The sequence below is a fragment of the Litoreibacter arenae DSM 19593 genome (assembly GCF_000442275.2).
Lineage (GTDB): Bacteria > Pseudomonadota > Alphaproteobacteria > Rhodobacterales > Rhodobacteraceae > Litoreibacter > Litoreibacter arenae.
In genome coordinates, this window is the sequence record NZ_KE557314.1 from 557,376 (window position 1) to 578,057 (window position 20,682).

Annotated in this window: 19 protein-coding genes; 11 read left to right on the top strand and 8 right to left on the bottom strand. The window is 63.3% G+C overall.

Going from position 1 to position 20,682, the window contains the following annotated elements; all coding sequences use genetic code 11:
* Positions 1–15: 15 nt before the first annotated feature.
* A complete protein-coding gene (locus THALAR_RS15140) occupies positions 16–888 on the bottom strand; it encodes a LysR family transcriptional regulator (RefSeq protein WP_021102465.1) in 873 nt (290 codons plus the stop codon).
* Positions 889–992: 104 nt separating this feature from the next.
* On the opposite strand from THALAR_RS15140, the gene THALAR_RS18475 reads away from it, so the two are divergent.
* Together THALAR_RS18475 and THALAR_RS15145 are read left to right on the top strand one after the other, a co-directional pair.
* A complete protein-coding gene (locus THALAR_RS18475; protein WP_021102466.1) occupies positions 993–1,157 on the top strand; it encodes a hypothetical protein in 165 nt (54 codons plus the stop codon).
* Complete coding sequence (locus THALAR_RS15145; RefSeq protein ID WP_021102467.1) at positions 1,151–1,399, top strand: DUF6552 family protein; 249 nt, start codon at positions 1,151–1,153, stop codon at positions 1,397–1,399. Before THALAR_RS18475 ends, THALAR_RS15145 begins: the two co-directional genes overlap by 7 nt.
* On the opposite strand, the gene THALAR_RS15150 is transcribed toward THALAR_RS15145, so the two are convergent.
* From THALAR_RS15150 to THALAR_RS15160, 3 genes are all read right to left on the bottom strand, one after another.
* Positions 1,389–1,715, bottom strand: a complete 327-nt coding sequence (locus THALAR_RS15150; protein WP_021102468.1) for a hypothetical protein — start codon at positions 1,713–1,715, stop codon at positions 1,389–1,391. The genes THALAR_RS15145 and THALAR_RS15150 overlap by 11 nt on opposite strands.
* Positions 1,712–2,266, bottom strand: coding sequence for an ActR/PrrA/RegA family redox response regulator transcription factor (locus THALAR_RS15155; protein WP_021102469.1), 555 nt, complete (start codon positions 2,264–2,266; stop codon positions 1,712–1,714). Before THALAR_RS15155 ends, THALAR_RS15150 begins: the two co-directional genes overlap by 4 nt.
* An 87-nt stretch (positions 2,267–2,353) precedes the next feature.
* A complete protein-coding gene (locus tag THALAR_RS15160; RefSeq protein ID WP_021102470.1) occupies positions 2,354–2,974 on the bottom strand; it encodes an SCO family protein in 621 nt (206 codons plus the stop codon).
* Positions 2,975–3,071: 97 nt separating this feature from the next.
* On the opposite strand from THALAR_RS15160, the gene regB reads away from it, so the two are divergent.
* From regB to trxA, 8 genes are all read left to right on the top strand, one after another.
* A complete protein-coding gene (gene regB / locus THALAR_RS15165) occupies positions 3,072–4,460 on the top strand; it encodes a sensor histidine kinase RegB (RefSeq protein ID WP_021102471.1) in 1,389 nt (462 codons plus the stop codon).
* Positions 4,461–4,526: 66 nt separating this feature from the next.
* Positions 4,527–6,095 carry a PAS-domain containing protein gene (locus tag THALAR_RS15170; protein WP_021102472.1) on the top strand — a complete coding sequence of 523 codons (1,569 nt, stop codon included), beginning with the start codon at positions 4,527–4,529 and terminating at the stop codon, positions 6,093–6,095.
* A gap of 43 nt (positions 6,096–6,138) precedes the next feature.
* Positions 6,139–6,669 (top strand): tRNA (adenosine(37)-N6)-threonylcarbamoyltransferase complex ATPase subunit type 1 TsaE, encoded by a 531-nt coding sequence (tsaE, locus tag THALAR_RS15175; RefSeq protein ID WP_021102473.1) that lies wholly within the window; start codon positions 6,139–6,141, stop codon positions 6,667–6,669.
* The gene (locus tag THALAR_RS15180; protein ID WP_021102474.1) at positions 6,666–7,682 is read left to right on the top strand and encodes an aminoglycoside phosphotransferase family protein; all 1,017 of its coding nucleotides are present in this window, start codon (positions 6,666–6,668) and stop codon (positions 7,680–7,682) included. The genes tsaE and THALAR_RS15180 overlap by 4 nt, the downstream gene beginning before the upstream one ends.
* The gene (locus tag THALAR_RS15185) at positions 7,675–8,364 is read left to right on the top strand and encodes a nucleotidyltransferase family protein (RefSeq protein ID WP_021102475.1); all 690 of its coding nucleotides are present in this window, start codon (positions 7,675–7,677) and stop codon (positions 8,362–8,364) included. Before THALAR_RS15180 ends, THALAR_RS15185 begins: the two co-directional genes overlap by 8 nt.
* Complete coding sequence (gene addB / locus THALAR_RS15190; protein ID WP_021102476.1) at positions 8,357–11,287, top strand: double-strand break repair protein AddB; 2,931 nt, start codon at positions 8,357–8,359, stop codon at positions 11,285–11,287. The genes THALAR_RS15185 and addB overlap by 8 nt, the downstream gene beginning before the upstream one ends.
* Entirely contained in the window at positions 11,284–14,622 is a 3,339-nt protein-coding gene (gene addA, locus THALAR_RS15195; protein ID WP_021102477.1) for a double-strand break repair helicase AddA, read from the top strand. The genes addB and addA overlap by 4 nt, the downstream gene beginning before the upstream one ends.
* A gap of 64 nt (positions 14,623–14,686) precedes the next feature.
* On the top strand, positions 14,687–15,007 hold the full coding sequence (trxA, locus tag THALAR_RS15200) for a thioredoxin (RefSeq protein ID WP_021102478.1): 321 nt from the start codon (positions 14,687–14,689) through the stop codon (positions 15,005–15,007).
* A gap of 62 nt (positions 15,008–15,069) precedes the next feature.
* Here trxA and THALAR_RS15205 read toward each other — a convergent pair whose 3' ends face one another.
* Both THALAR_RS15205 and THALAR_RS15210 read right to left on the bottom strand, forming a co-directional pair.
* Positions 15,070–16,386: an ammonium transporter gene (locus THALAR_RS15205; protein ID WP_021102479.1), complete on the bottom strand. Its 1,317-nt coding sequence runs from the start codon at positions 16,384–16,386 to the stop codon at positions 15,070–15,072.
* A gap of 13 nt (positions 16,387–16,399) precedes the next feature.
* On the bottom strand, positions 16,400–16,738 hold the full coding sequence (locus THALAR_RS15210; RefSeq protein WP_021102480.1) for a P-II family nitrogen regulator: 339 nt from the start codon (positions 16,736–16,738) through the stop codon (positions 16,400–16,402).
* Positions 16,739–16,995: 257 nt separating this feature from the next.
* On the opposite strand from THALAR_RS15210, the gene THALAR_RS15215 reads away from it, so the two are divergent.
* A complete protein-coding gene (locus THALAR_RS15215; protein WP_021102482.1) occupies positions 16,996–19,194 on the top strand; it encodes a transglycosylase domain-containing protein in 2,199 nt (732 codons plus the stop codon).
* Here the strand turns inward: THALAR_RS15215 and THALAR_RS15220 are convergent.
* Positions 19,191–19,790, bottom strand: a complete 600-nt coding sequence (locus THALAR_RS15220) for an MlaC/ttg2D family ABC transporter substrate-binding protein (RefSeq protein WP_021102483.1) — start codon at positions 19,788–19,790, stop codon at positions 19,191–19,193. The two genes, THALAR_RS15215 and THALAR_RS15220, sit on opposite strands and share 4 nt — an antisense overlap.
* Complete coding sequence (locus THALAR_RS15225; protein ID WP_040818994.1) at positions 19,777–20,520, bottom strand: MlaA family lipoprotein; 744 nt, start codon at positions 20,518–20,520, stop codon at positions 19,777–19,779. Before THALAR_RS15225 ends, THALAR_RS15220 begins: the two co-directional genes overlap by 14 nt.
* Positions 20,521–20,682: the final 162 nt, after the last annotated feature.

Genomic DNA, 20,682 nt, shown 5'->3' on the forward strand with positions numbered 1-20,682 from the left:
GCGTCGCGGCCAGATTCAGGCCGCCGCCGATTTCAGCCATCTGATGAAGGTTTTGAGGGCCTGAGATCGAGGCACGGGGCGGGTCGCAAGGTAGTAGCCCAGCGTGGAAACAGGTGCTTCTTGCAGGCAGACAAGCGTGCCGCGTTGCAAGTCGCCCTCCACCATCGCGCGTGTCTGGATCGACAACCCCGCACCGCCGCGCGTCGCGGACAGAACCAGCGAATTGGTAGGCAGGTCGATGCTGGTGGTGCAGGACAGATCAAGCCCGACCTCCTCCGCCCAGACGCGCTGCTCCATCCGTCCGGCCTCGAACACCCATGGCAGGGAACACAGGCCCAGCATTGTGGTGTCGTTCGTCTTAGCCGCCAGTTCGGGGCAGGCCACGACGACGTAGTTGGCGTGGACCAGCAATTCCGCCTCCAGCCCCGCCCAGTCGCCATGGCCGTAGCGGATCGCCAGATCGAAGCCGTCGCGGCGCATGTCGACGACTGCGTTGGATGGCTGCAAGGCGACTTCTATGTCGGGATGCTCTGCCCAGAACGCGCCGATGCGCGGCATCAGCCAGTTTTCTGCAAAGGTCGCGGTCAGGGCAACCTTCAGCGGTTGGTTCTGGCGCAGCGCCCCGATGTCGCGCACGCCGCTGGCGATGGTGCCGAAGCCTTCACCCAAGGACAGGGACAGCGCCCGTCCCGCTTCGGTCAGCGCCATGCCGGTGCCTTCGCGGAAGGCCAGCTCCGCGCCGAACTCCGCCTCCAGCCCGCGCACATGCTGGGCGATGGCAGCGTGGGTCACGTTCAACTCCCGCGCCGCAGCCGAGAAACTGCCAAGCCGCGCGGTGGCCTCGAACGCCTTGAGCGCTGACAAGGACGGGATATCGCGCCAGTCCATCAGGTATATGAAAGTTGAGCTAACATATGTGAAATCATACTGACGTGCATGGCAAAGGCAAGCAGCGCATGATGGGTTATCACTTCATAGAAGGACTATAACCCATGTTTAGTATCATCGCCGACAGCCTGATCACTGCCATGCGCCGCCGCGCGGACTTCCCCGACCATCTGAAGGATCACGCCGACCGCTATATCCGCTCCCCCCGTGCGGCGCGGCGGGACGGCGTGTCGCGACGCTCCGAGCAATACGGACGCGACCTATGGTAACGTCCACCCTCAGAGCGCTGGACCGTGAGGCCGCCATATTCTCCCTGAAATGGGCGGCCTCACTGGTCCAGATCGCGGGCTACGCCACGACCGCATTCGGGATGGCGCCGCTGAACATTTACCTGTTTCTGGTCGGCCTGATCGGATGGTTCGCGGTGGGTGTCCTGTGGAAAGACCGCGCGATCATGCTGATCCACGCCGTCGCATTGGCGGCGATGGGGGCTGGGCTGCTCAGCAGCTAAGCCCAGCGCTGCCTGCCGCGTTGGTCCAGCCGCGGAACTCCCCTGCGGCAAAGACCAACGCGGTGCCGTCGGGCCATTCGACCTGCTGCCCGCCGCCTGCGCAATCACGCGTGGCGGTGGGTCCGCGTCCGACCAGCTTGGTCATGGCAGGGATGGTCGAGTGGTCCGTGCGCCCGAAATCAATGCGCTGCGCACGGTCGGACAGTTGCACACCACCCGCGTCAAGCGTGTAGGGAATACGGTCAGAGCGCGGCACGTTCGGCCCCGCAGGGGCGCAGGCCGCCAACAGGCCGACACACGCCAGCGCACGTTTCATTTCGGCGACCGCTTCGCAAGGATGCGTTGCAACGTGCGGCGGTGCATGCTCAGCCGGCGCGCGGTCTCTGAGACGTTGCGGTCGCACAGCTCATAGACCCGCTGGATATGCTCCCAACGCACACGGTCGGCTGACATGGGGTTTTCCGGCGGGGGCGGCAACTCATCGCCATTGGCCAGTAGCGCGTTGGTCACGTCATTGGCGTCGGCGGGCTTGGACAGGTAGTCCGTCGCCCCGATCTTCACCGCCGCCACGGCGGTGGCGATTGCGCCGTAGCCCGTCAGCACCACGATCTTGGCGTCGGGACGCTTCTCGCGCAGCACCTCGACCACGTCGAGACCGTTGCCGTCGCCAAGGCGCAGGTCGATCACCGCATAGGCAGGCGGGCGGGCGGTGGCGATGGCGCGACCGGCGGCGACGGTTTCGGCTGTTTCCGGCGCGAAGCCGCGTTTTTCCATGGCACGCGCAAGGCGGCGCAGAAACGGCTCGTCATCGTCGACGATGAGCAGCGTGTTATCCTCGCCAATATCTTTTAGCGCGTTGTCGCTCATGGAAATTCCCTCTGCGTTGCGGCCTTTAACAAGGTGTAGGTCGCAGGAGGGGGCGCGTCAAACACTACCGCGTCAGAACGCCGCGCTTTAGCTCGACGCCGTGGCGTAACATGCCACGGTTTCAGCGATTTCTTCGGGCGTGGTTTCACGGCGGAAGAACTCGGCAAAACCGACCTCTGGCAATACCAAGTAGGTGAAGGTCGAGTGGTCCACGAGATAGTATTCCGGATCACCCGGCTGCTTCTGGTAGTAGGTCTTGTAGGCCTGCGACGCGGCTTTGACTTGCTCGGGCGTCCCGGTCAGGCCGATCATCCTGGGGTGCATGACGTCGGTATACTCGGCCATCACCTCCGGCGTGTCCCGCTCCGGGTCAATGGAGATGAACAGCGCCGACGCATCCACACCGCGTTCCTCCAGCAGATCCAGCGCTTCCGCGTTGCGGGCGGCGTCCAGCGGGCAGACATCGGGGCAGAACGTGTAGCCGAAATAAACCAGCGTGGGCTTGGTGATGACGTCGGCGTTGGTCACCGTCTCGCCGGTTTCGCTGACCAGCTCGAACGCGCCGCCAATGTCACCACCTGCCACGGCAGAGGAACGGCAAGACGCGAACTGGTCCTCGCCGCCACGGTTCATCACCACGAACGCAGCGGTTCCAGCCAACATTGCCACGACCAGACCGATCGCCGTTGTTGCATATATCTTGTTCATTCCGCTGCTCCGCCTTCAATTCCAACGCCTCAGTTGATCCTACATCGCGCCGCCTGTATCAATCGGCCATTATGACGCTGCCGCTCACATCTACGCGATGGTAAACGCCACGCTTGGCTTGCTGCCAAATGACGCCCAAGGCGGTGTTGTCCGGCTGCGCACGCTGATAATTCTGCGATGGTTTGCGGTCACGGGGCAGATCGCGGCGCTGTTGGTGGCGCGCTTCTATCTGGATTTGCAGATTGATCTGGGCCTGTGTTTTCTCGCTATCGGCGCGTCGGTCATTACCAATCTGGTGGCGATCTTCGTATACCCCGAAAACCACCGACTGCCCGAGCGCGAGGTGTTCATCACCCTGCTGTTCGACCTGACGCAGCTGGCCTTTCTGCTGTATCTAACCGGCGGGCTGAACAACCCGTTCGCGCTGCTGGTGTTGGCGCCGGTGACCGTTTCAGCCATGACCATGCGGGTAAAATCGACCCTGTTTCTGGGCGGGCTTGCGGTGTTGTTCGTGACCCTGCTGGGCTTCTTCTACGTGCCATTGCGCACTGATCTGGGGTTCGTCTTGCGTATGCCTCAGCTGTTCGTTGTCGGGTTCTGGGTCGCCATGGTGATCGGCATCGCGTTTCTGGGCATCTACGCATCGCGGGTCACCGCCGAGACGACCTCCATGAGCCGCGCGTTGCTGGCCACGCAGATGGCCTTGTCGCGGGAACAGAAACTGACCGACCTGGGCGGTGTGATCGCCGCCGCCGCGCATGAGCTTGGCACCCCGCTTGCCACAATCAAGCTGGTCAGCGCGGAGCTTCTGGACGAGCTGGAGGACCCGCAACTGCGCGAGGACGCCGCGCTGATCCGCGATCAGGCGGACCGGTGCCGCGATATCCTGCATTCCATGGGCCGCGCCGGAAAGGACGACCTGCATTTGCGCACCGCGCCTCTCAGCTCGGTTCTGCGCGACGCGGCGGAGCCACACGCCAATCGCGGCAAGGCGGTGACTTTCAGGTTTGGAACTGACGGCGGCACGACGGAAAAGACGCCGCATATCTACCGCCGCCCAGAGGTTATCCACGGCATCCGCAACCTCGTGCAAAACGCGGTGGATTTCGCCGCATCGCAAGTTTGGGTCGAGGCCAAGTGGTCCGGCGACACCGTTACCGTGCGGGTGCTGGATGACGGCCCCGGCTACCCGACCGACCTGTTGGGACGCATCGGTGACCCGTTCATCAAGCGTGGCGGCAGGCGTGAGAAGGACGCCTCGCGCCCGGAATACGAGGGCATGGGGCTGGGCCTGTTCATCGCCAAGACGCTGCTTGAACGCTCCGGTGCGCAGGTGAATTTCGCCAATGGCACGGACCGGCTGCGGGGGGCGTCAACGCCGCGCTACGGTGCGATTGCCGAAGTAATCTGGCCCGCCGACACGCTGGTAGAGCGGCGCGATGGTGCATCGCGGCCGCTTGGCGAGAACAAACCCATCGAGATTTAATCTACCCTTAACGAATAGCGAGTCAGTTTCACCGGTGAACCGATGTCAGCATCGAAGGTGACACTAATGACAGACCTACTGCTTCAACTGGCCGCGTCGGCGGCCCTTGGCATCGTGATTGGTGCAGCAGCGCTTCATATCTGGACAAGGCGGCGGCGACCAAACGGTCTTAGTGCGCAGCCGCAACTGGAATTCCGTTTCGAGAACCGCGAACTGGTCGGCGCCTGCGCCCGTGCCCGGCGGGCATTGAGCCTCGAAGACCTTGACGAGGACGTGTATCACCAACTGACCGACCGTCTGTCGCAAATTTTCCCTGACCTGCAAAAGCGCCTGTCGGACACGTTGAACCACAGCGACAGCTTCACGCTGAGCGAGGCGACCCAGAACGGCCCCGCGATGCTGGAGGCGACATATGAAGGTGCGGTGCTGCACCTGCGTCTTGCGGGTATTGACGCGCCCTTGTCGAAAAAGGTTTTGCTGGACAGCGATCAGGTCTCCGCCGCCGCCGCCGAGCTTGCCGTCATGCGGGCAACGGTCGAGGCCGCGCCTTACCTGTCATGGCGCGAGACGGCGGATGGCACGGTGGATTGGGCGAACAAGGCCTATCTGGCCGCGCTGTCGAAGGCGGACATTGCACAAAACGCCAGCACCTGGCCTCCCGCGCGGCTGTTTCACGGCGGACCTGTCAGCACCAGTGGCGACGCGGCAAGGTCGAAGCGTTCGGTGCTTGCGATGAAATCCGGCGGGCAGACGACATATGAAGTGACGCGCTTTGGCAGCGGCAGCGGCACGCTGAACTTTGCTCTGGACGTAGGCGCAACGGTGGCGGCTGAGGAATCTTTGCGCAGCTTCATGCAGACCCTGACCCAGACCTTCGCGTCCCTGCCCATCGGGCTGGCGATCTTCGACCGCTCCCGCGCATTGGTCATGTTCAACCCCGCGCTGATGGAGTTGACCAATCTGCCGCCGGAATGGCTCAGCGCCCGCCCGACCTTGTATGACTTCATCAACCAGATGCGCGAAAACCGCATGCTGCCGGAACGTCGGGACTTCGCCGACTGGCGCAAGAAGATCACGGCGCTGGAAAAATCCGCGGCCGACGGCACCTATTGCGAAACATGGAACCTGCCCACCGGCCAGATTTACCGCGTGACGGGCCGGCCCCACCCTGAAGGCGCGGTGGCGTTCCTGCTCGAAGACATCACGGCAGAGATCACGTTGACTCGCAAGTTCCGTCGCGAATTGTCGATGAACCAGACACTTATGGACCACCTGCCGGAGGCGCTGGCGGTGTTCGGCGATGACGGTGTTATCACCATGACCAACGCGGCCTATGACGAGCTCTGGGGCACCGATCCGGAAGACCCGATCAGCCATTTGACCATCACTGACGCGACGCGACTTTGGCAGTCGCAAAGCAGCCCCAGCCCGATCTGGGGCGACGCGCGGGATTTTGTCATCCAGCGCGGCGACCGCTCGGAATGGAGCGACACGGCAACGCTCAGCAACGGTCGTGTGTTGACTTGCCGCTTCCAACCTCTGGGCGGCGGGGCGACCTTGGTAGGATTCACTGCATCCCATCCCAACGCAGCACCGCCGCCACAACCGGCTCTGCTAACGGCAGTTTCCTCCTGATCAGCGCTTGAAGGCAGACCCAGTTGGCGTAAGACTGCGCCATATGACGTCACCCGCCCCAGCCCCCAACGAAGCGTCCGCCGAACAGTCCGAGCTGACCGTGCAGCTGCGCGACACCGATGATACCAGCACAATGGCACGGGCCTTCGCCGATCTGGCGATGCCCGGTCTCTGCATCCTGCTGGAAGGCCCGGTTGGCGCAGGCAAAAGCTTTTTCGCCCGGTCGGTGATCCAGAATTTGATGGCCCGACACGGCGGCGTGGAAGACGTGCCGTCGCCGACATTCACCTTGGTGCAGACCTATGATCTGGGTCCGCTGGAGGTCTGGCACGCCGATCTCTACCGCCTGACAAACCCTGACGAGTTGATCGAGCTGGGTCTGGATCAGGCATTCGAGACTGCGCTGTGCCTGATTGAATGGCCGGACCGGCTCGGCGGCCTGCACCCGAAGGGTGCGGTGACGCTGAACCTGACGCCTGATCCCCAGAACCCGGACCGACGTTCCGCGCGCATCAGCGGTCCTGAAACACTGGTCGCGCGCTTGCGCCGCGCGACGGAGAGCCTTTCCAGATGACCAACGAGCGGCACGAATTGGCGCAGGGTTTTCTTGCGTCGACCGACTGGCACGGCGCGGAGCAGACGCCCCTCGCGGGCGATGCCTCGAACCGCAAGTATGACCGCGTGCATAAGGACGGCTTGCCGCCCGCCGTGCTGATGGACGCGCCGCCGGAAAAGGGCGAGGACGTCCGCCCCTTCACTGCCATCGCGCGGCATCTGACCGACCTGGGCCTCAGCGCGCCGATGATCTATGCCGAAGACGTGGCGCATGGCTTCCTGCTGATCGAAGACCTTGGCGACGACCTGTTCGCCCGCGTTCTGGAACGCCAGCCTGCGCTGGAAGCGCAACTTTACCAAGCCGCCATCGACGCGCTGATCGTGGCGCAGAACGCCCCGCCACCTGCGCTTGCTCCGTATGATCTGGAGGCCATGGCAACCACCGCCATGCTGCTGACCGACTGGTATTTGCCGAACGCGACGGGCGCCGCGAAGCCGGACGCCTTGCGCAAGAACTATGACACGCTGGTGCGAGACATGCTGGCGCGTCTGATGACGGGCCAGCCGGTGCTGGTGCAACGCGACTACCACGCCGAAAACCTGTTGTGGCTACCCAAACGTGACGGGGCTGCCCGTGTCGGCCTGCTGGACTTCCAGGACGCGATGCTGGGACATCCCGCCTATGATCTGGCCTCGCTGCTGAAAGACGCGCGGCGCGATGTGGCGGCGGATGTGCAGCGCGACATGCTGGCCTACTACGTTGGCCAGACCGGCGTGGATGCGGACGATTTTGCCGCCGCCTATGCGGCGTGCTCGGCGCAGCGCAACTTGCGGATCATGGGCGTGTTCGCGCGGCTTTGCGTGCGCGACGGCAAATCGGGCTACCCCGATCTGATGCCGCGTGTCTGGCGCAACCTTGTGGACGACCTCAGCCACCCCGCGCTGGCAGAATTGCAGGCGTTCATCGCCGCGCATATTCCGCCGCCCGACGCCAAGATCGTCGCCCGCATCAAGGCGGCACGGCATGGATGAGCCGACCTCCGCCATGGTATTCGCCGCGGGCTTTGGCACACGAATGGGAGCGTTAACCAAGGACCGCCCCAAGCCGCTGATCGAAGTCGCGGGCCGCGCTTTGCTGGATCACGCGTTGGAGCAGACCCACGCGGCAGGCCTCCGTGCGGTGGTAAACGCGCATTACAAGGCGGAGATGGTTGCGGACCATGTGGGCGACCGCGCGGAGGTGGTGGTCGAGCAACCGGACATCCTCGACACGGGCGGCGGGTTGAAAGCGGCATTGCCGCGATTGGGTCAGGGGCCGGTGTTTACCTTGAACTCGGACGCCGTGTGGGCAGGCCCGAACCCGTTGGAGTGCCTGCGAGCGGTGTGGCGACCAGAGCGGATGGGCGCGTTGCTGCTGCTCGTACCCTTGGAACGCACGGTCGGCTACACGCGGGCGGGCAACTTTGCCGCCGGTGCGGGCGGACGGCTGACGCGTGATGCGGGCGGCATGGTCTACACGGGTGCGCAGGTGCTGCACACGGACGGGCTGGCCAGGGTCGATTCCGAGAGTTTCTCGCTGAATATTCTCTGGGACCAGATGCTGGCCGAAGGCGTGCTGTTCGGCGTCGAATACCCCGGCTACTGGGCCGATGTCGGCACACCGGAGGGCATCGGATTGGCCGAGAACATGCTGGAGCGGCACACAAATGTTTGATCCCACAGACCACCCTCGCGTCTTTGCGCTGCCGCCGGGTGTCGACTTCCCCGCCGCTTTGGTCAAAGGCCTGCGCGACCGCATGGCGGGGGCCGCGCCCCATGACATGGCGCAGGTGGAATTGCTGGTGAACACCGCCCGAATGCAGCGCCGCATCCGCGAGTTGTTTGCGCAGAGTGGCGCGAGTTTCCTGCCGAAGCTGCGGCTTATCACCGATCTGGGACGTGACGACATCGGCGACCTGCCCGACGCGGTGAACCCGCTGGCGCGGCGGCTGGAACTGGCCCAACTGGTGCGCGGGTTGATCGAAGCGGAGCCCGATGTGGCCTCCCGCGCTCATGTGTTCGATCTGGCCGACAGCCTTGCCGCGCTGATGGAAGAGTTGCAGGGCGAGGGCGTTCACCCCGACACACTGGCCGATCTGGATGTGGACCGGCATTCGGCACATTGGGAGCGAAGCCGGAAATTCCTGAGTCTCGTGACCCAGTTTTTCGCCGCGGACGCACCTTTGAATGCGGAAGCCCGCCAGCGGGTTGTCGTCAGCCGGATGATTGCGCAGTGGCAGGACACGCCGCCGGAGCATCCGGTGATCATCGCGGGCTCCACCGGCTCGCGCGGCACCACGCGGCTGCTGATGGAGGCGGTGGCGAAGCTGCCTCAGGGTGCGTTGGTTTTGCCAGGATTCGACACTGATATGCCGGAAACCGCGTGGGATCAGCTCGACGACGCCATGACGAGCGAGGACCATCCGCAATACCGCTTCCACGCCTTGTTGCGCGCGCTGGACCTGCCTGCGAAGGACGTGCCGCTTTGGGATGACACGCCCCCCGCGCAGCCTGATCGCAACGCGCTGGTGTCGCTGGCGCTGCGGCCTGCGCCGGTCACGGACGAGTGGCTTGTCGAGGGGCCAAAGCTGCGAAAGTTGGGCGTCGCTGCAAGTGACGTGACCCTGATCGAAGCCCCGACCCCGCGCCTTGAAGCTCTGGCAATTGCCCTGCGGCTGCGCAAGGCGGCGGAGGACGGGCAGAGCGCCGCACTGATCTCGCCAGACCGGATGCTGACGCGGCAGGTCACCGCCGCGCTGCAACGCTGGGGGATCGAGCCGGACGACAGCGCGGGCATCCCCTTGCCCCAGACACCAAGCGGCCGGATATTGCGGCAAACGGCGGAGCTGATGGGGCGCACGCTGCCTTCGGACAAGTTGCTGGCTTTGTTGAAGCACCCGCTGGTGGCGCGGAACGACCGTGGCGACCACCTGAAACACACCCGCGATATGGAACTGAAGCTGCTGCGCGGCGGCCCCCCGTTTCCGACCCGTCGAAACGTTTTGGATAGGGAGGCGAAGCGCAAGTCGGATGACGGCGTGCAGGCCTGGATCACGTGGCTATGGGATATTCTGGACGCTCTGGCGACTTGCGATACGGCCCCTTTGCCGGAACTTCTGGAGCAGCATATCACCCTGACCGAACGGCTCTGCGCGGGGCCGGATCAAGCCGGCGCAGGCACGCTTTGGGAAAAACCCACGGGCGAGGAAGCCACCAAAGCCGTCACCGCGTTGCGCGACGCGGCTGAGGCCGGGGGCGAGCTGGACTGCGCGGCCTATGGCGACCTGATCCATTTCGTGCTGAACCAGCACGAGGTCCGCGACCCGAAAGCGCCCCATCCCGGCATCATGATTTGGGGCACCTTGGAGGCGCGGGTGCAAGGCGCGGACATGGTCATTCTGGCGGGGCTGAATGACGGCATCTGGCCGGAATTGCCCAGTCCTGACCCGTGGCTCAACCGCCAGATGCGCCGCGATGCTGGTTTGCTCTTGCCCGACCGTCGTATCGGGCTGTCGGCGCATGACTTCCAGCAGGCGATCGCCGCGCCGGAGGTGTGGCTGACCCGCGCCAAGCGCGATGCGGAGGCGGAAACCGTGCCGTCGCGCTGGATCAACCGGCTGACCAACTTGCTGGGCGGGCTGGATCAGGGCCGCGGCGCAAGGGATGCGATGCTGGACCGTGGGGCGAAGTGGCTGGAGTTGGCCGCAGCGCTGGACCATCCACGTATGGAAGTGCCGCCTGCGCAGCGTCCCTCCCCGATCCCGCCGCTGACCGCTCGCCCGAAGAAGCTGCCCGTGACGCAGATCGAGACCCTGATCCGCGACCCCTACGCCGTCTACGCCCGCTACGTGTTGCAGCTGAAACCGCTCGATCCGCTCCACGCCTCCGCCGACGCGCCGCTTCGCGGGCTGGCGCTGCATGAGGTGCTGGACCGCTTTATCAAGGAAACGGCGACCCATCTGCCGGATGACGCGGTGCAAAAGCTGGTCGTTATGGCGGACGAGGTATTCGACGAAATGGTCCCGTGGCCCGCGACCCGCGCGATGTGGCAGGCCAAGCTCGCCCGCGTCGCGCCGTGGTTCGTCGACACCGAGCGCACCCGCCGCCAGTATGCCCGCCCGTTGCGGCAGGAGGACAAGGGCGGCGTGACGCTGGACCGGATGGATTTCACGCTGGAAGGCCGCGCCGACCGCATTGACGAGGCCAGCGACGGGGCGCTGTTTTTGTATGACTACAAGACCGGCAGCCTGCCCACGAAGCCACAGCGCGAACACTTCAACAAGCAGCTTCCACTGCTGGCCGCGATTGCGGATCGGGACGGATTTAAGGGTCTAACACGGCGCAAAGTGCTGGGAGCGGACTATATCGGGCTGGGCTCTGACCCCAAGCAAGAAGGCGAGCGGTTTGAGCATGGCGATCTGGACAAGGTGTGGGCGGAACTGGTCACGCTGATCAGCGCCTATATGGAGCCGGACAAGGGCTATTCCGCCCGCCGCGCGGTGTTCGAGACGCGGTGGGAGCAGAACTACGACCACCTCGCCCGCTTTGGCGAATGGGACGAAACCGACGACGCGGTTGCGCAGGAGGTGGGTCAATGAAGCGTGACGCGGCAACACAGGCGCAGGTCGCCGCAGCCGACCCGAAGGCGTCCACATGGCTTGCCGCCAATGCGGGCTCGGGCAAGACGCGGGTGCTGACCGACCGCGTGGCGCGGCTGCTGCTCGACGGCGTGCCGCCGCAGCGGATTTTGTGCCTGACCTATACAAAAGCCGCGGCGTCCGAGATGCAGAACCGCCTGTTCCAGCGCTTGGGCGACTGGGCGATGATGCCTAACGCCGAATTGCGCGACAGCTTGACGGCCTTGGGCGCGTCGGAGATTGCGCCGGACGTGCTGTCGGAAGCGCGGCGCCTGTTCGCCAAGGCGATCGAGACGCCGGGCGGGTTGAAGATCCAGACGATCCACTCGTTCTGCGCGTCTCTGCTGCGGCGGTTCCCGCTGGAGGCCGGCGTGTCGCCCGCATTCACCGAGATGGACGACCGCGCAGCAAAAGCGCTGCGCGAAGAGGTCATGGAAGAAATCGCACTGCGCGAACCGGACGCGATGGCGGCGCTGGCACGGCACTTCACCGGCGCGGAGCTGGACGGGTTCTTGCAGGAAGTTCTGGGGCGGGAGGAGCTGTTTGACGCGCCCGTGTCCGAGGCGGAATTGCGGCAGGCCGGAGGCTTGGGCGAAGGCGTGACGGAGGCCACGATCCTTGACGCGGTGTTTCACGGGGACGAGGCGGCAATGTTGCGCGACATCGCCGCTGTGTTGCAGGCCTGCACCGGCAAGACGGACGCCAAGCTGGGGCGCGATTTGGCATTGCTCGACTGCTCGGCCCCCAATCTGGCGTTGCTCGCGCAATTGGAGGGATTGTTCCTGAGCGCGTCAGGCAAGTCGGCGGGGCTGCCGAAGTCTCACCCGCCGACCAAAGCGGCGAAAGAGGCATTTGGGGCGTTGTTAGACCCTTTCGACGCGCTTCGGATGCGCGTTAGCGAAGCGCGGCCCATGCGGCAGGCATTGGCCGCGCACCACCGCACCGTAGCGCTGCACAGCTTCGCGCGGGCTTACCTGCCGCTGCTGGAGGCGCGCAAACAGGCGCGGGCATGGCTGGATTTTGACGACCTGATCCTGAAGGCGCGGGGACTTTTAACCGACCCCAGCGTCGCGGCTTGGGTGCTGTTCCGGCTGGATGGCGGCATTGACCACATTCTGGTGGACGAGGCGCAGGATACCGCGCCGCGCCAATGGGACGTCGTGCGTCTGCTGGCGCAGGAATTCACGGCAGGCCAAGGCGCGCGGGCAGACACAGAGCGAACGATCTTTGTCGTGGGCGATCAGAAGCAGTCGATCTACTCGTTCCAAGGCGCGGACCCCGACGCGTTCGAAGCCATGCGCGCCCATTTCGACGAAGCCCTGACCGCCATCGGGCAGCCGTTGCAGCGGCAGGACTTGTTGCACTCTTTCCGGTCTTCCAAGGCGGTTTTGGGTCTGGTTGACGCCAGTTTCACCGGCGATCTGATGCGTGGCATGGGCGACCGGGTGGAACATGTGGCCTTCAAGCAAGACCTGCCCGGACGGGTCGACCTGTGGGACTGGGTCGACGAGACCGAAAAGGCTGAAAAGAAGGACTGGTTTGATCCGGTCGATACGGTGGGCGACGACCACCACTCCGTCATTCTGGCGCGTCAAATTGCGGCGACGATCAAGGATCGCTTGCTGCACGGCCAGATCACCGAGGTGAAGCGCGTGGACGGGCGCGATGTGCAGGAAACCCGCCGGATCGAGGCGGGGGATTTCCTGATCCTCGTGCAGCGCAGATCGACCCTGTTCCACGAGATTATCCGCGCTTGTAAGGACGCAGGCCTACCTATGGCGGGCGCGGACCGGCTTCGGATCGGGGCGGAGCTTGGGGTGAAAGACCTGACCGCGCTAATGCGCTATCTGGCGACGCCTGAGGATGACTTGTCGCTGGCCGCCGTGCTGCGCTCCCCCTTATGCGGGCTGTCGGAAGGGGAGTTGTTCGACCTTGCTCATGGACGCCCAAATTATCTGACGCGCGCTTTGGAGGAGCAGAAAGACCGCTTTGCGCATGTGAGCGAGATGCTGCGTGACCTGCGAAACAGTGCGGACTACCTGCGCCCGTACGACCTACTGGAGCGGGTGCTGACCCGCCACAATGGCCGCGAAAAGTTGCTGGCGCGGCTTGGGGTGGAGGCCGACGAAGGCATCGCCGCGCTGCTGGATCAGGCGATGGCCTACGAGCGGGCGGACATCCCGTCACTGACGGGTTTTCTGGAATGGCTGGCCCGCGACGAGGTGACGATCAAACGCCAGATGGACAGCGCGGGCGATGCTATTCGGGTGATGACGGTGCACGGGGCCAAGGGTCTGGAAGCGCCGATCGTGATTTTGCCGGATACGGGGCAGATGCGAAACTCGGTCCGTGATGACGTGCTGAACCGCGACGGGGTGGCCTTGTGGAAGGCCAAGTCCGACGACATGCCGCCTGCGCAGGTGGAGTTGGCTGAGCAGATCAAGACACGTCAGCGCGAGGAGCGGATGCGGCTGCTGTACGTGGCGATGACGCGGGCGGAAAGCTGGCTGATTATCTGCGGCGCGGGCAAGCCCGCCAAGCTGGAGGACGGCGGCTGGTATGCGGTGGCGGAGGCCGGGATGGCCAAGGCGGGTGCGGTCGACGGGCGGCTGGAGCATTTGCAATGGCCTGAAGATTTGCCCCGACGCGATTCGGAAGCCGCGCCGCAACGCACCGCGCTGCCCGCTTGGGCGGAGGTGAAAGCGGCGATGCCTGAGCCCGTGTTAGAGCCGCTTTCGCCCTCGAAGCTGGATGGCCCGAAGGCATTACCCGACCCCAGCGGCGTGGCCTTATCGGAAGAGGACGCCAAGGCGCGCGGCACCGCATTGCACCGCTTGCTGGAACATCTGCCGCACGCGCCCGACGCGATGGATCTGGCAAACCGGCTGGGGCGCTACGGCCCGAACGACGAGGACTTGTTGCCCCTGGCGCAGACCGTTTTGGCGGAGCCTTCGGTCGCGCATATCTTCGCAACAGGCACGTTGGCGGAGGTTACTTTGACCGCCAAACTGCCCTCGCTGGATGGTCGCGCAATGTTGGGGACGATTGACCGGCTGATCATCGACGACGACCGAATCCTCGCCGTGGACTTCAAGTCGAATGTCGTGGTGCCGGATGCACCCGAAAAAACACCATCAGGAATCTTGGCGCAGATGGGCGCGTATCTGGAGATGCTGGAACAGCTCTACCCGCAAAAATCTGTAGAGGTGGCAATCCTTTGGACCCAGAACGCCCGACTTATGACACTTCCGCACGACATCGTGAGGCATGCACTGGTCGCAACCCATACATCTTGACGCGCCCCGCAGGGCTACCTACGTTCCAACCAACGTAATTTACACACAGTTTGGAGGGCTAGATATGGCCACCGTCGCAGCTACCGATGCAACTTTCGACGCCGAAGTGCGCAATTCCGACATTCCCGTTATGGTCGATTTCTGGGCCGAATGGTGCGGTCCTTGCAAGCAGATCGGCCCCGCTCTGGAAGAGCTGTCCGCCGAGTATGAAGGCAAGGTGAAAATCGTCAAAGTGAACATCGACGAAAACCCGAACGCCGCCGCCGCCGTTGGCGTTCGCTCCATCCCTGCGCTGTTCATGTTCAAGGACGGCGAAGTGGTCTCGAACCGCGTGGGCGCTGCCCCGAAATCGGCATTTGAAGGCTGGATCAAAGAAACCGTCTAAGCCGGTTTCCAGTTCGGAATAGCGAAGGGCGCAGCCATTTGGCCGCGCCCTTTTTCTTTGGGTCAGTTGGTGAACTCGGGGTAGGCCTCCATCCCCAGCTCTGCCATGTCGAGCCCCATGACCTCTTCCTCCTCGGTGACGCGGATGCCGAAGACAGCCCTCAGCACCACCCAGATCACGCCGGACAGGACGAATACGAACGCCCCGACCACAAGGATCGCGTAAAGCTGCGTGCCGATGTTTGCCGCATCATTGGTCAGGACCACGGCGAGGGTGCCCCAGATGCCTGCGAACAGGTGAACCGGGATCGCACCGACCACATCGTCGATCTTCAGCTTGTCGAGGAACGGCACCGCGAAGACCACAATCACACCGCCCACTGCACCGATCAGCGTAGCCGCACCCAGCGTGGGCGCCAGCGGCTCTGCGGTGATGGACACCAGACCGGCCAGCGCACCGTTAAGCACCATGGTCAGGTCGACCTTCTTATAAAGCAGCTGCGTCAGGATCAGTGCCGCGACCGCACCACCGGCGGCAGCGGTGTTGGTGTTGGCGAAGATGCGGCTGATGTCGCCCACATTTCCCGCGGTGTTCATATAGAGCTGCGAGCCGCCGTTGAAGCCGAACCAGCCGAGCCACAGGATAAATGTGCCCAGCGTGGCCAGCGGCAGGTTGGAGCCCATGAACGGCACCGTGCGGCCGTCTTTGTATTTGCCGATACGTGGTCCGAGGATCAAAGCGCCAGCCAGAGCCGCCCAGCCACCGACGGAGTGAACCACTGTCGAGCCTGCGAAGTCCTGAAAGCCCGCTTCCTGCAAGAAGCCACCGCCCCATTTCCACGACGCCTGAATAGGGTAGATGAACGCGGTCAGCACGATGACGAAGAACAGGAAGGGCCACAGCTTGATGCGCTCGGCCAATGTGCCGGACACGATGGACGCGGTCGTGGCGCAAAACATCAGCTGGAAGAAGAAGTCGGAGCCGACGGAGGCGTAGGTCAGATCCGGCGCTGCCCCGTCTAGGCCCACGGGTTCCAGCGAGGCGGTGGAAAATGCGCCGAGGATACCGTTGATGCTCCAGCCGTCGCCCGGATACATGAGGTTGTAGCCGATAAGGTAGTAGGCAATCGCCGCCAGCGAGAACAGCGCGATGTTCTTGGTCAACTGCATCGCCACGTTCTTGGAGCGGACCAGACCTGCCTCCAGCATGGCGAAGCCTGCCGCCATCCAGAACACGAGGAATCCCGCGACAAGGAACATGAAGGTGTTGAAGATAAAGCCGATTTCCGTGCCGACCGGCAAGGTTTTGACGTCTTGGGCAAAGCCCGTGGTTGGCAGCGCGATCAGCGTGGCAGCGGGTAGAATGTGAGCGAGTTTCATGTGTTGGGTTCCCTTACAACGCATCTTCGTTGGTTTCGCCGGTGCGCACGCGCACGGCCTGCGTCACGTCCAGCACGAGGATTTTGCCATCCCCGATTTTGTCGGTCCGCGCGGTGGTGGTGATGGTCTCGACCACCTGGTCGGCCATGGCGGCGGTCACCGCGATCTCCAGCTTGACCTTGGGCACAAAGTTCACGGCGTATTCCGCACCACGGTAGATTTCGGTGTGACCGGACTGGGAGCCGAAGCCCTTTATCTCGGTCACCATCATCCCGCGCACGCCGATGGCGGTCAGCGCTTCGCGGACCTCCTCCAGCTTGAACGGTTTGATTGCTGCAATGATCAGTTTCACTGTCTTTCCCTTCGGTTTCACCCCGATAGGCGGGGCACGTCTAGCGACAGGACAGCGGGGAAAGACGACGCGCGGCAACGGCGCACGCAGCCAAAGGGCGCAGAATGCTGCCGTGCGGCATGAATTTTTGCACAATTTTCAGCCGATGCCTGCGTATTAGGCACAAATGAGACGCACATGGCGCAGACTTCCCCTCCACATCCGCGTCGTGTCGCCCTATATTGAACCGACAAAAAGCAGCCTTGAAGCGCAGGTACATGAGCAATTCCGGACGTAAAAAGCCCCCATTGGTGGCCGAAAAACGCTATAGCAAGGCCGCTGCGGCGAAGCCGAAGCCAAAAGCCAAACCGAAGCGGCGCGTGACCAAACGCAAGGCTGCGTCCAAGAAACGTGGGCTGATCGGTTGGATTCTGTTCCCGTTCGTGTGGACCTTCCGGCTTATCTGGCGGCTGACATGGCGGATCGCCGCCGTCGCTGCGGTCCTGCTGGTGGGCGCGGTGGCCTATACCTACGCACAGCTTCCACCGGTCGAGGAATTGTTGGACGGTCGCACCCGTGGCTCTGTCACGGTGCTGGACCGCGAGAACGTGGTGTTTGCGTGGCGTGGCGACAATTTCGGCGGCGCTATCCGCGCGGAATCGGTGGCACCTGCCCTGAAGAACGCGGTGATCGCGACGGAGGACAAACGCTTCTACTGGCATTTCGGCCTGTCGCCCCGCGGGATCGCGTCGGCCATGCGCATCAACATGCGCGAAGGGCGAAAGCCGTGGCAGGGGCATGGTGGCTCTACCCTGACGCAGCAGACGGCAAAGCTCTTGTGCCTTGGCGTGCAATACGACCCGAAAAAATGGAAGAACGAAGCCGATTACGAGGCCGACTGCCGCCGTACGACGCTGGCCCGCAAGGGCAAGGAAGCACTCTATTCGATGGCGATGGAGGCGAAGTATTCCAAGGATGATATCCTGTCGGTCTACCTGAACCGCGCTTATCTGGGCGGCGGCGCGCGTGGCTTCGAGGCCGCGTCGCAGGTCTATTTCGGCAAGCACGCGGCACAAGTCAGCGTGCCGGAGGCCGCGATGCTGGCAGGGCTTTTGAAAGCCCCGTCCGTCTATTCCCCCACCAACAACCTGCAACGCGCACAGGACCGCGCGGCGACCGTGCTGAAACTGATGCGGGAGCAGGGCTATATATCGTCCTCCGACGAAGCGGCGGCAAACGCTGCCCCGGCCACCCTATCCAAGACTGCGCAAGCGCGGGCGGGCGGGTATTTCGTGGATTGGGTCATGGACACGGCACCGGGCTTCCTGTCCAGCGACACCACAGAAGATGTGGTGATCCAATCGACTTTCGACACCAAACTGCAAAAATCGGCGGAGGACGCGCTGGACTACATCTTCGACGAGAAGGTGCGCGAAGGCTCCGAAGCGCAGGCCGCGATTGTGGTCATGTCGGCAGACGGCGCTGTGCGGGCGATGGTCGGCGGGCGTCAGGCGAAAGTGTCGGGTGCTTTCAACCGTGCGGTGCAGGCCAAGCGGCAAACCGGCTCGGCATTCAAGCCGTTCGTCTATGCCGCCGCGATGGATCTGGGCTTCCAGTATGACAGCGTCGTGGTCGATGAACCGTTTACCATCAATGTCCCCGGCTCCGGCCCTTACACACCGAAGAACTACACCCGCAATTTCAAGGGCGAGATGACGCTGACGGACGCTCTGGCGCAGTCGATCAACACAGTCGCAGTGAAGGTGTCCGAGGCCGTGGGCCGCGACAACGTGCGCGACGTGGCCACCCGTTTCGGCATCGACAATAAACTGGCGAACGGTCCCGCTTTGGCGCTTGGGGCGTCTGAAAGCACGCTGTTGGAAATGACCGGCGCTTACGCGGGCATCCTGAACGGGGGCCGCGCGGTGTCACCCTATGGCATCCGCGAATTACGCCTGAAAGGCGACAACCAGGCCTTGATGGGTCAGGATGGCGGCTTTGGCGAGCGGGTCATAACCGAGGATGCGGCGCGTCAGCTGACATATATGATGTACCGCGTCGTCAATGACGGCACAGGCCAACGCGCCAAGTTGGGCGACCGCGAAGTTGCGGGCAAGACCGGCACCACAAGTGCTTCAAAGGATGCCTGGTTCATCGGTTTCACCGCGCAATATGTGGTCGGCGTCTGGATGGGATATGACGACAACACCCCGCTGAACGGTGTGACCGGCGGAGGATTGCCGGCAGATATCTGGAAAGAGACGATGGTGCGGGTCACCGACGGCCTTGCGGCGGAACCGCTGCCGATGATCCGCCCCGCCACCCCACCGCGCGTGTCGCGTCCCGAGCCTGTCCAGCAGCAGCCCCGCGTGGCACGAAGCCCGCGTGGTAACGGCGGTCAAAATCTGGAGAACGTCACCGAGCAGATCATCCGCGACGTGGGCAATCTGCTCGGTCAACTGTTTGGCGGGAACTAGCCCATCTTCCTGAGGTCAGCGGTCAATGCGTTAATGTCGCCACGGCGACGATCCAGCATCGCGCCGATTTCGGCCCGCTCGGAAGTCAGCGTGTTCACGCCCTCGATGATGATGTTGAAGATTTTCGGGCTGCCGGATTTGTCCGACACCAGCCACGTCACCTTGAACGGCGCGGAGCCGCGCAGCTTGGCGGTGGACTGAACTTCGACGTTGCTTTTTGCCGCACGGGAGCCTTCGACGATAATCTGACCGCCAACGAACTCGTTGAAACGTTTGCCATATTTACGTGTGAAATAGCCTTTGAAGGCCTGCACAAAAGCCGCAACCTCTGCATTGCTGGCACTACGGCGGGCTGGCCCAAGCGTGGTCAACGCGATGATGTTCACGTCGGCATAACGCTCGAAGACGCGCTCGAAATCGCGGATCATGGCGCTCTCGGACTTGCCCGACGCGATGATCCTGTTGATGTCGGCAACCGCGCTTTGGACCAGCCTCTCAGCGGCCGGGCCCGATATTGCAAACGCGGGAAGCGGCAAAGTCAGCGCGGCAATGCTTGCCACGAAGGTGCGACGGGAAAAGAGATTATTCACTACCATAAACGTCCTCGTATGGATCAATATAGTCCGGCTGCGCCCCGCCCGAGAGCTTGAAGCGCCGGTTTTGCAGATACAGCAGCCGCGCCTGCGCGTAGCTGTCCTCGCTTTCATATAGAACCGAGTCTACCAGATCGGAATAGCGGTAGCGATCACCAAACCGTGCGGCCACGCTGGCACCCGACGATGCGCTGCGCAGCGAGCCTTCGGTGGCAAAATTCAGCGGATTCATCAGGATGTCGACGACACGGCCAGCCGCGTGACGCTCGGTCGACGGCCCTATAAGCGGCAGTTCGACATAAGCCCCCTCCGGCGCGCCCCAGACATGCAGCGTTTCGCCGAAATCGGTGCGGCGGTTCTCAAGCCCCGCATCGGTGGCGACATCCAGCAAGCCGCCAAAACCGAACGTCGTGTTCACCAGGAAGCGGAACGTGTTGTGGCCTGCATTTTCGATACGAAACTGCAAAAGGTTGTTAAGCACCTGCCCCGGCAGGTTCAGGTTGGACGCAAAATTGGCCACGCCCGTGCGAACGGGGGATGGCACGCCCTTGCCGTAACCCTTCGATGCCGGGCGCACGAACACCTTGTCCAAGGCGCGGTTGGCCGCATGCGTCTTGCGGTTTTGCGCCTCCACGGGGTCGTTGACGCCAACGCCAATCGGCGCAGCCGTGCAGCCTGCAAGAGCCGCCGCAGCGAGCAACACGCCCGCGCGTTTGGATAAAGCATATAGCATTTTATTCATCATTCCCCCGATCAGCGGCAGCCCAGACTAGAGTGTGGAGCTATATGAGACGATGTTATAGAATCCCAGACGTCGAGGACACCCATTCTCAATCTTTTGATGATTGAGGATTGAAGGGCACAATCGACTGGCGATTTCACAAGAGGCTGGCGC

Coding starts and splice junctions, on each gene's coding strand:
- THALAR_RS15215 (WP_021102482.1), top strand. CDS start 16,996: ATGAGCAATTCCGGACGTAAAAAGCCCCCATTGGTGGCCGAAAAACGC.
- THALAR_RS15145 (WP_021102467.1), top strand. CDS start 1,151: ATGGTAACGTCCACCCTCAGAGCGCTGGACCGTGAGGCCGCCATATTC.
- THALAR_RS15155 (WP_021102469.1), bottom strand. CDS start 2,266: ATGAGCGACAACGCGCTAAAAGATATTGGCGAGGATAACACGCTGCTC.
- THALAR_RS15205 (WP_021102479.1), bottom strand. CDS start 16,386: ATGAAACTCGCTCACATTCTACCCGCTGCCACGCTGATCGCGCTGCCA.
- THALAR_RS15140 (WP_021102465.1), bottom strand. CDS start 888: ATGGACTGGCGCGATATCCCGTCCTTGTCAGCGCTCAAGGCGTTCGAG.
- THALAR_RS15220 (WP_021102483.1), bottom strand. CDS start 19,790: ATGGTAGTGAATAATCTCTTTTCCCGTCGCACCTTCGTGGCAAGCATT.
- THALAR_RS15185 (WP_021102475.1), top strand. CDS start 7,675: ATGGATGAGCCGACCTCCGCCATGGTATTCGCCGCGGGCTTTGGCACA.
- addA (WP_021102477.1), top strand. CDS start 11,284: ATGAAGCGTGACGCGGCAACACAGGCGCAGGTCGCCGCAGCCGACCCG.
- THALAR_RS18475 (WP_021102466.1), top strand. CDS start 993: ATGTTTAGTATCATCGCCGACAGCCTGATCACTGCCATGCGCCGCCGC.
- tsaE (WP_021102473.1), top strand. CDS start 6,139: ATGACGTCACCCGCCCCAGCCCCCAACGAAGCGTCCGCCGAACAGTCC.
- trxA (WP_021102478.1), top strand. CDS start 14,687: ATGGCCACCGTCGCAGCTACCGATGCAACTTTCGACGCCGAAGTGCGC.
- THALAR_RS15150 (WP_021102468.1), bottom strand. CDS start 1,715: ATGAAACGTGCGCTGGCGTGTGTCGGCCTGTTGGCGGCCTGCGCCCCT.
- THALAR_RS15225 (WP_040818994.1), bottom strand. CDS start 20,520: ATGCTATATGCTTTATCCAAACGCGCGGGCGTGTTGCTCGCTGCGGCG.
- THALAR_RS15160 (WP_021102470.1), bottom strand. CDS start 2,974: ATGAACAAGATATATGCAACAACGGCGATCGGTCTGGTCGTGGCAATG.
- addB (WP_021102476.1), top strand. CDS start 8,357: ATGTTTGATCCCACAGACCACCCTCGCGTCTTTGCGCTGCCGCCGGGT.
- regB (WP_021102471.1), top strand. CDS start 3,072: ATGGTAAACGCCACGCTTGGCTTGCTGCCAAATGACGCCCAAGGCGGT.
- THALAR_RS15170 (WP_021102472.1), top strand. CDS start 4,527: ATGACAGACCTACTGCTTCAACTGGCCGCGTCGGCGGCCCTTGGCATC.
- THALAR_RS15180 (WP_021102474.1), top strand. CDS start 6,666: ATGACCAACGAGCGGCACGAATTGGCGCAGGGTTTTCTTGCGTCGACC.